7 protein-coding genes are annotated in these 9,065 nt (G+C 36.5%); 2 read left to right on the top strand and 5 right to left on the bottom strand.

From position 1 onward, the window contains the following. Positions 1 to 324: 324 nt before the first annotated feature. Both P20652_RS20585 and P20652_RS20580 read right to left on the bottom strand, forming a co-directional pair. Complete coding sequence (locus tag P20652_RS20585; RefSeq protein WP_008170025.1) at positions 325 to 1,125, bottom strand: IS4 family transposase; 801 nt, start codon at positions 1,123 to 1,125, stop codon at positions 325 to 327. After that, positions 1,122 to 1,739, bottom strand: a complete 618-nt coding sequence (locus tag P20652_RS20580; RefSeq protein ID WP_008170024.1) for a transposase DNA-binding-containing protein — start codon at positions 1,737 to 1,739, stop codon at positions 1,122 to 1,124. The genes P20652_RS20585 and P20652_RS20580 overlap by 4 nt, the downstream gene beginning before the upstream one ends. Before the next feature lie 478 nt (positions 1,740 to 2,217). Between P20652_RS20580 and P20652_RS06555 the strand changes: the two genes are divergently transcribed. Further along, positions 2,218 to 5,265 carry an FAD-binding and (Fe-S)-binding domain-containing protein gene (locus P20652_RS06555; RefSeq protein WP_008170022.1) on the top strand — a complete coding sequence of 1,016 codons (3,048 nt, stop codon included), beginning with the start codon at positions 2,218 to 2,220 and terminating at the stop codon, positions 5,263 to 5,265. Between the two features lie 185 nt (positions 5,266 to 5,450). Here P20652_RS06555 and P20652_RS06560 read toward each other — a convergent pair whose 3' ends face one another. Further along, positions 5,451 to 6,644: a sodium:proton antiporter gene (locus tag P20652_RS06560; RefSeq protein WP_008170020.1), complete on the bottom strand. Its 1,194-nt coding sequence runs from the start codon at positions 6,642 to 6,644 to the stop codon at positions 5,451 to 5,453. Then, on the bottom strand, positions 6,644 to 7,855 hold the full coding sequence (locus P20652_RS06565; protein ID WP_008170018.1) for a tyrosine-type recombinase/integrase: 1,212 nt from the start codon (positions 7,853 to 7,855) through the stop codon (positions 6,644 to 6,646). Before P20652_RS06565 ends, P20652_RS06560 begins: the two co-directional genes overlap by 1 nt. 149 nt (positions 7,856 to 8,004) lie before the next feature. On the opposite strand from P20652_RS06565, the gene P20652_RS06570 reads away from it, so the two are divergent. After that, positions 8,005 to 8,568 (top strand): YSC84-related protein, encoded by a 564-nt coding sequence (locus P20652_RS06570; protein WP_007583197.1) that lies wholly within the window; start codon positions 8,005 to 8,007, stop codon positions 8,566 to 8,568. Between the two features lie 92 nt (positions 8,569 to 8,660). Here P20652_RS06570 and P20652_RS20405 read toward each other — a convergent pair whose 3' ends face one another. Beyond that, positions 8,661 to 8,855: a DUF3693 domain-containing protein gene (locus tag P20652_RS20405; RefSeq protein ID WP_008170015.1), complete on the bottom strand. Its 195-nt coding sequence runs from the start codon at positions 8,853 to 8,855 to the stop codon at positions 8,661 to 8,663. Positions 8,856 to 9,065 lie beyond the last annotated feature (210 nt).

Below are 9,065 nucleotides of genomic sequence, written 5' to 3'. Positions count from 1 at the left end.
TATTGCTGGCATTTTTTTATACTAAACTAAAAGTAAATTAACGGGCTAATTTTTTATCTAAATAAGCACATGATTTAGTTAACGCCTTTTGACAAAGTGATAAGTAATGTCGCGCTTTAGGGTAGTAAAACGAAAAACACAATAAACCCGCCATAAAAAATATAAGTGAAGGCTAAGGGCGTGTTGATCTTTGTGGATTGAAATTTGTTCAATCTAGGGGCGATTAAATCGCGGCGCGAGGTTTGTAACCTAGTGGGCTAAGTAAGAATCGAGCAAAGCTTCCGCGTCCTGCTCACGCCCCTTACCTACATCCCTGTCTCTTGATCACAACTTTTCTGTCTGCTGAATTGATATTAACAATTCGGCAGATTCGACCATTTCTGCTAATTTAAACCACCCCTTCCAGAGTGCTTTTACGCCAACTCGACCATTTCTTTTACTGTCATACCACCCTCCCAATTTCGCTAAACTATAGTATAGCCAGTGAAGAGACGGTACTTTATCCGGCAACACATCCTTTTCAACCTTTGCCCATAGTAATTTCCACGTCATCTCTTTAACACAAGTTGTGCATCTCACTTCTTTGTCTAATTCACTCCTTTGCGCCATATTTTGCAGCTGTAATAACCTGACAGCAATAAACGCTTTAATGATCGCAATTCGTAAAATATTATCACTGTGCTGCAAACGTAAATCTTCTACTTCGGTTCCATCTGTTTTCCATGTTTTATGAAACTCCTCTACACGCCAGCGAAGTTCATAGTATCTTACTAATTTCTGGGCATCTTCTGCTGTGTTTACAGGCTCTGTCGTATATAAAATCCAACATAATGGATTTTTTTGCGTACTTTCTTTTTCCTGACAGACAATGACATTGACACTCAATGTCGGTGCTTCTTGCCCTTGAACTCGCTTAGGCTTGGCGAGTGTTATAGGTTGATAGCTCAATGTAATTCGGGCCTGACGCGCTTTTCTTCCCGCACGTTGCGCTATATTAATAGTGTAACAACACTGACCATGCGCTGTTTCTATTAACTGATTGAGATTGCATTGAGGCTCTATTAATTTTCTATTTTCTTTTGCTCTGACTAAAAATCGATGCCCTTCATCTTTTTGGTAAGTCATGTACTCATAAATGTCAGCTTCTCTGTCGCAGATGTTAAGTATATTTGACAATTCACTTGTACGTTTTTTATATCCATTAATGTTTGTTGCCAGCGATAGCTTTCTTTCTCTTCGTAAGGGCGTTGCTGTTGTTGATCTTTAGTCCCTTTAACCTTTGATTTCCTAAACCAATAGTACTGGTCGAGTAAACCAATAACGTGCTCCGTATCTGCATCAATTGCTAAAGTTGAATGCGCATATAGCGTTCTTGTTTTTGATGGTTTTCCTAATGTATTTGCACAGTTCACATCGCCTAATTCTTTGCAAACACTGTGTTTAAATGTCAATCCTGTCGTATCTTGGATAGCGAGAACCAAAGGCAACTGCTTTACCGCTTCACTCGTTTGTGAGAACCCTGAATCTGCAATCGCTTGAGGGGATATTTTCTCATTTCGAATGAAACGATAAGCGGCTTCAATTTTTGCGGGTGTATCAGAAGCCTTAACAATTGAGCTGTCTGCATTCTCAGCCATATCGCTTGCTAGTAGAGCTAATCGTCGGGTGCGTCTCGGATCCCCTAAATTAGCGTTACCAAAAATTAATTGAGCCCATTCTTCAGAAGTGTTTGTGTGCATACGATAAATCTATGAGTGATGATGATCGATTAGATCACAGACTTATCGATATTCAAAGACTTGTGTATAAGAGACAGACCTACATCCATGTAGGCAACAAAGAGTTAATCGTCCCTAGAAAGAACCCATTGGGCAACGCATGTTTGGTATTTATGCTGCGTTATCGCCTATTTATGGGGAGTAACCACACTACATAGGCTCTGCCTTGCCTAAAAACCAAACATACTGCTGCAAATTCAACAACCAAAGGTCAACACGCCCTAGGTACAACCGCAAAAAATAATCCTAGCAAAATAAATAACACGCCACTGATCTGTAATAGTAATTTTTTCATATAAAATACCTCATTACTCGTTAGTATGAGTTTAATTTAAGCTGGATTAAAATCGACTAAAAGAGTGTTACAAACTGTAAAATCTTCAATTTCTATTCGCCAGCACCATGATATAATTAATCAAATGCCTAAAAGTATGCCGTTATGATCGCAACAATTACACAACAAGATGCAGCAACAGAACTTGTCGCAAACTACCTAAATACTATTGCAAACCAAGGTTTTACTGGAGATACCGACGCAAGTTATGCAACACGTATTACTGCTTCAACCGATAACAGCGTGTATCAGGAAATACCTCAAGGTGTTATTTTTCCAAAAAGTGAAAAAGATATTCAAATCGCATTGCAAACCGCATCTCGCGACCCGTTTTTATCATTAACATTTGGCCCTCGTGGTGGCGGAACGGGTACTAACGGACAATCGTTAACACCTGGTATTGTTGTAGATTTGTCACGCTATATGCGCGAAATCCTCGAAATAAATGTAGAAGAAGGTTGGGTACGCGTTCAAACCGGCGTAATAAAAGATCAACTTAATGACTTTTTAAAACCTTATGGTTTTTTCTTCTCACCTGATTTATCTACCAGTAACAGGGCAACTATTGGTGGCATGATAAGTACTGACGCATCGGGGCAAGGTTCGTTAGTTTACGGCAAAACAAGCGACCATGTTTTAGGGCTTACAACTTATTTAGTTGATGGCACACCTATGAGCACCTCACCCATAGACATCGACAAAGCACAAATTATAGCTAATCAAGACTCTCTTATTGGGAGTTTATATAAGACAGTTTTAGATATTTCTATTAATGAACGTGCTGCTATTTTAGCTAAGTTTCCACGGTTAAATCGTTTTTTAACCGGCTACGACCTAGAGCATGTGCTAAGTGATGACTTACTTACTTTTGACATGAGCCGCCTAATAACGGGTTCAGAAGGCTCATTAGGTATAGTCACTGAAGCTAAATTAAACCTAACGCCTATTGCCGAATTTAAAACGCTTATTAATATTAAGTATGATAGTTTTGATTCCGCATTACGCCATTCACCATTTTTAGTCGATGCACGCGCAACATCGGTAGAAACCGTTGATAGCAAAGTTTTAAACTTAGCGCGTGAAGATATCATTTGGAATTTAGTATCGGACTTAATAACCGATGTACCAAATAAAGATATGCAAGGCCTTAACATGGTCGAGTTTAATGCAGTATCAAACGATGATATAAAAGACAAAGTAGACACGCTTTGTAAGCTTCTAGACGAATGCGTAATAAATCAAACTAATGGCGTTATTGGTTATCAGTTAACCAGTGATAAAAGCGATATACTAAAAATTTACGCAATGCGTAAAAAGTCAGTGGGTTTATTAGGTAATGTAAAAGGCAGCCAAAAACCACTCGCCTTTGCAGAAGACACCGCAGTACCGCCTGAAAATTTAGCTGATTATATTGTTGAATTTAGAGCATTACTCGACAGTCATAATTTACAGTATGGTATGTTTGGCCATGTTGATGCGGGGGTTTTACACGTACGCCCAGCACTTGATATGTGTGACCCAGAACAAGAAAAACTACTTAGAACTATTTCAGATCAGGTCGTAAAACTAACCGCTAAGTACGGCGGTTTAATGTGGGGCGAGCACGGTAAAGGTTACCGAAGTGAATATAGTCCTGAATTTTTTGGTGAGCATTTATATACACAACTTCGTAAAATAAAAACAGCTTTCGATCCTAACAATCGTATTAACCCCGGTAAAATATGCACTCCTATCGATAGTAAAGACTCACTAGTTAGTGTAGATGGACAAAAGAGATCGCACTTCGATAAGCAAATATCAATAGAAGTTAAAACCAGTTTTAACAACGCAATGACCTGTAATGGTAATGGCATATGCTTTAATTACGATGAAAATTCACCTATGTGTCCATCGTATAAAGTAACTGGCGATCGCCGTAATTCACCAAAAGGACGCGCAAGTTTAATGCGCGAATGGCTTCGATTACAAGAGTCAAAAAATGTAGATTTACTCGAAGTAGAAAAGCAACTTAACAAAGGTGAAGTCATTACCCGGTGGGAACGTTTTGTTCATAGCCGCGAAAAACGAAAAGGTATTTACGACTTTTCTCACGAAGTAAAAGCGTCAATGGATGAATGTTTAGCGTGTAAGGCATGTACAACTGCATGCCCAATTAAAGTAGATGTACCCACTTTTCGTTCGCGCTTTTTAAATTATTATCATAGTTATTATGCACGCCCGCTAAAAGATTACCTTGTTGGTAACATAGAAAATAGCGCGCCATTAATGGCAAAGTTTGCAAAAGTTATAAATCCAATTGTTAAAACATCATTAGTTAGTAATGTTATTAAAAAAACGGTTGGCTATGTTGATACACCACAGTTAAGTATTCCTGCACTTTCAAAGCGTGTTACTAAAATACAAAAATTCGATTTTGACTTATTAAATAAATTAAATGCAGAGCAACAAAGTGAATATGTATTAATAGTACAAGACCCATTTACGAGCTTTTACGAAGCCGAATTAGTAGAAAGTTTTATTACTTTAATAACCCAACTTGGCAAAAAACCAATGCTATTACCTTTTAAACCAAATGGTAAACCGCAACACGTAAAAGGTTTTTTGCATGAATTTAAAGTTACAGCTAAAAATGCAGCCGAGTTTTTAAATAAATTAAATGATATTAATGCACCGTTAGTCGGTTTAGATGCATCACTCGTTATGTGTTATCGCGATGAATATAATACAATTTTAGAAAATAACCGTGGCGAATTTAATGTGCAGCTTGCTCATGAATGGCTAGAAACACAATCGTTTAAATCACTAAGCGCAAAGCAAAATACAGATACCGAATTTACATTACTGAGTCATTGTACTGAAACAACTGCGCTGCCAAAAGCAGCAAATGTATGGCAAACAATTTTCAATGATATTGGTTTAACATTAAAAACAACAAATACAGGTTGTTGTGGAATGGCTGGAACTTATGGCCACGAAGCACAAAATCAAGATAACTCACGTGCGCTTTACGAAATGAGCTGGAAACCAATTGTAGATAAAAATAAACCTGAGCAACTTTTATCTACGGGATTTTCTTGTCGTAGCCAAGTTAAACGTTTTGAAAAGTTTAAACCAAAACACCCAATTGAATTACTAGCACAGGTTCTTAAATAACTTTATAAAATAAGAGTACTTAAATAAGATCACTTATATAAGAGTACTTAAATATTTTTATCTAAATACAAATTTAGTAAATTATTTATTAAATACAAAAAGGCGCAACGATTAACTTCATCAGTGATGAAAATAACCGTTACGCCTTTTTTAATACGTATTCTTAATTTACCTAGTTTAAATAATTATTTTTTAACAAAACTATCTGCAATAGGTTTAGTGCTAATGCCGTGTATAAATACACTAAACAAAATAGTCGTCATTGCTATTGTCGCAATTTGATATTTGTTTTCTATTTGCGTATCAATCACCATCAATGTAAAGACAATTGATGCTAATCCTCTTGGCCCAAACCACGCAAATGTAAAACGCTCTTTAATATTCAATGCCGTAAACTGCAATGACAACATAACAGGAATTATTCTAATCAATGTTGTACTTAACAAAGCGTAAATTATAATTTCAGTATTTAATTTCGGAATAACTAAGTAAGCACAAACAAACCCGAACAAGCACCAAATCATTAGCGATGTAAAATCTGCAATGTGCTCTGAGTCTTCAATTAATTCTGTTCTAACTTCTTCAGTCGAAAATTTATCAAATAATAAACCTGCAATAAACACCGCAATAAATCCACTGCCATGAAAATACTGAGTGACAGAAAAAACAGCCATAGCAAAACCGAGTAATAAAAATGGACTGGTATTTTGTGCAAAGTAATGACGTTTCATTGCAAAGTTTAAACTCGGTATAAAAACAACAATACTTGTAATAGCTACTAATAAAGCCAAGCCTAGCTCTCGGCCAAACACACTTAATGTTTGTGTTGCGGTAATAGCTGAATCAGGATTTTTAGCGAGTAATATAAATATTAAAAATATGGGTACGCATAATCCATCGTTTAAGCCACTTTCAGTATTTATTCCTTCGCGTATTTTTTCAGGCACTTGTGTACTTGCTAGTAATCCTTTACTTAATGCCGCATCAGTAGGTGTTAAAATAATAGCGAGCAATGCTGCTTGAATAAGTGAAAGCTCAGCAAAGAAAAATAAAGCAACAGCAATACCAAGTAACAAAGTTAAGGGTAGGGCAACAAACAACAGTAAACTAGGATACTGAAAACTATGCCTTAATACACTTAACTTTGATTTAGCTGCATCAGAAAATAAAAAAATACTTAGCGTAAGCTCTATAAATGGTAATAAAAGATCAACCCCTTCTTTTATTTTATCCCCTTCGTTGGGTAGCATTAAAGCTAAACATATTCCGCCAACAACAAAAAACATTGGGCCTGTTACTTCTGTTTTTTCTAACTGGCGAAGTGTTAAAGAATAAATTAAAAATAACCCGCCTATAAATGCTATTACTAAATACTCCATTAAATTTTCCTTTTAAGTCCTGACTTTGCTCGCTCTTTAATATTTGTTTGAATATAAATTTGATCGGTAGTCGCAATTTTAGAATGACCTAAATCTTCTGATAAATGTTTGAGCGGTCTGGTTTGCGCATCATGTGTTGCCCCCGTATGACGAAGCCAATGTGCAGTTGCAGCGCCAAGTTGTTCAGCATCATCTTTAAAACCATCATCGAGTAATGATTGCTGAGCATAGTCAAAACTTTGTTGAACTAAACGCCTAATTTGCCTTACGGTCATACCACCTTGACCGCGAATTTTATGAACCAAAGGATCTGATTCATCAACACGGGGAAGGGCAGGTAAACCTCGGTATAATCTGTATCGTTTTAAATATTCAACAAAATCATCACTCAAGGTTACATCTCGTAATTTATTACCTTTTCCCATTATACGTAAAAACCAAAAGCCATCATTATCTTGCCAAAAATGAGACATCACCGGTGACCATTGTGGGCGCTCAGATAATTCTGAAATTCGTAAATAAAGGCCTTTTAAACAGGCAAGCGTAAATAAGTTTCGTTCTAAATCTGGTTTATGCTCACATAAATCACGCGTTACGCCAAAAACATACTCCCATTGTATATCGCTCAATGTATCTGGAATTTGAATTTGAGATTGAACAACTAAGTACGGGCTATTTTTTTTAACAACAGGGACAAAATTCGCGAATGTTTTTTCTTCAAGTAAGGCAAACTTATAAAACACATTTAGAGCAGTAAACATAGACGATAAAGTTTGCTGACTAGCAATGGATTCTTTAAGCATAAAAGGGCGCCAATTTTGGTTTAATCGACGAATTCCTTGTTCATCTTTATAACGCCATTGCACGGATGTTGCAGCCCATGCTTTATCTGGTTCAACCATAAAATCAACGTAAGCTTCAATATCTTCACGTTTTAAATCGAATACTGATTTTTTTGCGATTAACCATGACCATAAATAAAAGCGTTCAAGCTCATTTCGAAAACGACTATAAGTCGCTTCTGATTTTCGGCCATAAACATATAAAAACTGATACAAGAATGTCAGATCAGCTTTTGATTCAGTTACAGTCAAGCCAACTTCCTGTATAAAGGATGCAAGTTCTGGGTATTCTGAATTGAGAGTACCGTCATCTAGATGGGCAATTTGATATCTTAATTGTTTTAACGTATCAACCAAAGCAACAAGCATAATGTATAAATATTCAATTAAATAATAGACTTACAGAATAACGTTAAAGTCCGATACTGTCTAGTATTGGACATAGTAAAGCTCTAATTATTTTAATACTGTGATTATTCTATGGTTGTTGGTTGCTATATCTTATTAAGGAAAACATTATGAAAAAACTAATTATACTAAGCGTACTTGCTTTAACTGTTGCGTTAACTGGATGTGCTACTACAGGTAGTGCATCGCCAAGCGAAAAACGTTCACTTGTACAAAGTATGAAAGCAAACACATTAGATAAATTATACGCTGAAAAACCTGATGTTAAAAAACAAATTGCTAATTCGGCTGGTTACGCTGTTTTTGATAACGCGAACGTAAATGTTGTTTTAGCAAGTTTTGGCGGTGGTTACGGTGTTGTTAGAAATAACCTTACAGGTAAATCGACTTACATGAATATGGGTGAAGCCGGTTTAGGACTTGGCTTAGGCGTTAAAGATTTTAACGTTGTAATGGTTTTTCATAACCAAGCTGCACTAAATAGATTTATTGAACATGGTTGGGCATTTGGCGGAAACGCTGATGCAGCAGCAAAATATGAAGATAAAGGCGGTGCATTGGTTGCCGAAGCAATTGCAGATCAAGTTACTGTATATTCTGTAACCGAAAATGGCCTTGCACTACAAGCTGTATTAAAAGGAACTAAGTTTTGGGTTGATTCAGAGCTTAATTAACCACCAAATTACTCTCCTAAAAGCGAGCTGGTTTGTATAATCACGCTCGCTTTATTAAAACCCGTGCAATTTAACATAACGTAATTTATGGGCTATCTCTTATACCGCAAATGCGGGGTCACTACTGGACCAGTTAGACACGCAGCTGCAACAATGCCCGCAATACATGCAGCGCTAATCTTTTTTACAATATCCGACCATATTTTACTTTCTTCTTTAGTTTTTGATTTCTCAATTGCTAAGTTTAATAAAGCTTCTTTTTGGTCAGTTCCAACAATATTAGCCAAAAAAATACACTGATTAGCAGTTAAATGTCTCTCGCCTCGCTTAATTTGTGACAATGAACCCGACGTAACTCCATCCAGATCAGAAACAACTTGTTTGTCTTGTGAATAACCTTTGTTTACCTGTCGAAAAATTAACTGCTTATAATAGGTTAAATATCAGAAAGAACAGGGAGTTAATATAAAAAGAGCTCATACTGACCGCAACGTCAA

This window comes from Pseudoalteromonas sp. BSi20652 (assembly GCF_000239855.1).
Lineage (GTDB): Bacteria > Pseudomonadota > Gammaproteobacteria > Enterobacterales > Alteromonadaceae > Pseudoalteromonas.
This window is presented reverse-complemented; position numbering and strand designations above follow the sequence as displayed.